Origin of the sequence: Treponema sp. UBA785 (assembly GCF_002297065.1) — a bacterium.
GTDB lineage: Bacteria > Spirochaetota > Spirochaetia > Treponematales > Treponemataceae > Treponema_D.
This window is the reverse complement of sequence record NZ_DBJD01000016.1, coordinates 1-2003: the sequence shown is the minus strand read 5'-3', so window position 1 is coordinate 2003 and position 2003 is coordinate 1. Positions and strand designations below refer to the sequence as shown.

The 2003-nt window shown below is 37.7% G+C and carries 2 protein-coding genes; both read left to right on the top strand.

Annotation, left to right across the window (positions count from 1 at the left end; translation table 11 throughout):
* The coding region (locus B2X33_RS01195; protein ID WP_296666951.1) for an HD-GYP domain-containing protein at window positions 1-1336 on the top strand (1336 nt) is incomplete at its 5' end.
* A 283-nt stretch (window positions 1337-1619) separates the two neighbouring features.
* Window positions 1620-1973, top strand: a complete 354-nt coding sequence (locus tag B2X33_RS01190) for a helix-turn-helix domain-containing protein (RefSeq protein ID WP_296666948.1) — start codon at window positions 1620-1622, stop codon at window positions 1971-1973.
* Window positions 1974-2003: the final 30 nt, after the last annotated feature.

The window sequence follows — 2003 nt, the reverse complement described above, 5'->3', positions numbered from 1 at the left end:
TCTTATCAAAACTCGACATTCGACCTACTATATTTTCGGAGGAAATTTTATGCAGTATGTAAAATTACAGATTGGTTGTTTGATTGTAACTCTTTATATTATATTAACTTATTTAAGAGCGACTTTAAAAACTAAAATTCCTTGCAACAAGTTTTTTGATGCTCTCATGATTGTTGCTCCCTGGGCGGTATTTTTTGACGGTCTGACTGCCTGGACTGTAAATCACCTTGAAATTATTCCTGAATGGCTGAATAAATACGGACATCTGCTGTTTTTTGTATTCATGGATTTAACGATTATCGTGACATCTCTTTATATGTACGACCAGATTGTAGGTTTTTGCAAAGAGCATAAAAAAAAGAATTTTCTTCTTTTTCTGCCGGGAATTATCTCGCTAATTATGATTTTTGCAGGAATAAATCAAATTGAATATATTCAAGGAAAAACAACTTTCTATTCAATGGGATTTTCGGTTTATGTCTGCTTTATCTCGTTGTTTCTTCATTATGGAATCATTCTAGGTCTTGTGGTTACGCGGCACAAATATCTTGCAAAGGATAAAAAATTTGGAACAGTTTCAATTATCGTGATTGTGGGAATTGTTCTTATTGCTCAAATTATTTTTCCAGAAATTCTGCTTACTTCAATTTGCGCTGCCATCCTTCTTTTGGGAATTTACATTGAATTTGAAAATCCTTCTATTAGAAAGCTCACTTTATACAACGACAACATGGTTGAAGGATTTGCAAATCTTGTTGAAAACCGCGACAGCAACACCGGCGGACATATCAAGCGCACAAGAGCCTATGTGAATCTGATTCTTCACAAAATGCGGCACGACAAGCGCTATCAAGATATTATGAACAAAGATTACCTTGTGAATGTCAGCAATGCGGCTCCGCTCCACGATATTGGAAAAATTGCAACACCGGATTACATCCTGCAAAAGCCGGGAAAACTTACGGATGAAGAATTTACGATTATGAAAAAGCACGCGGCTTGCGGTGGAGAAATTATCCAGAACACATTCAAAAATCTGGATGACGCAGAGTTTGAAAAAATCGCCTACGAGGTGGCAAGGTTCCATCACGAAAAATACAACGGAAAAGGCTACCCGCAAGGACTTTCAGGCGAGCAGATTCCCCTTCACGCCCGGATTATGGCAGTCGCCGATGTTTTTGACGCCGTTTCCCAAAAACGCTGCTACCGCGACGCAATGCCGCTTGACCAGTGCTTTTCAATAATTGAAAAAGGCAGCGGCACAGACTTTGACCCGCAGATTGCAAAGATTTTCTTGGATTCAAAAGAAGAAGTGGTTAGGCTGATGGAAAGATAGGATGCGATGAATGATATTTCTTCCCAATTCTGACGGAATTTTTTTTTCTTGTTATAATTAAAAAAAATATGAATGCAATGAAAACATCACAAAAAGGCGAAAAAAATATCAGCAAAAAAAACGTCCGTTTTTTTAGGACGTTTTTTCACCATAAGACAAGGGTTTCAGAGGCATTATGGAAGAATCTCTCCTTAAAAATACCACTTTAGTATTACTCCAATAATATATACCACTATTTTATTACTGTCAATTTTACAATACCACCAAAGTGTTATTATAAAATATGGATTTTCGAGATCGTCTACGTGAACAGATTGATTTTCTTGGACTTTTGGATAAGGAAGTCGCGGCGCGCGCCGGAATTTCAAAGAGGGCCATCGACAGTTATGTAGGTTCACGCGGATGTATGCCAAGCGCAGATATTGCCGTCCGCATTGCGCAAGTGCTCGGTGTTTCTGTTGAATATCTTATCACCGGAAAAAATGATGTTCCAAATGAAATCCTTTCAGCCGTCAATAAAAATGAAAATTCCACACCAATGGAAGAGCAGAAACTTTTAAAAACATTTACAGAACTTTCGCAAAAAGACAAAAAAACCGTGATTGCGCTTGCCGAATATCTGAATAGCTCACAGTAAAAAAACATATAAATAGCCCAAACTTCGAGT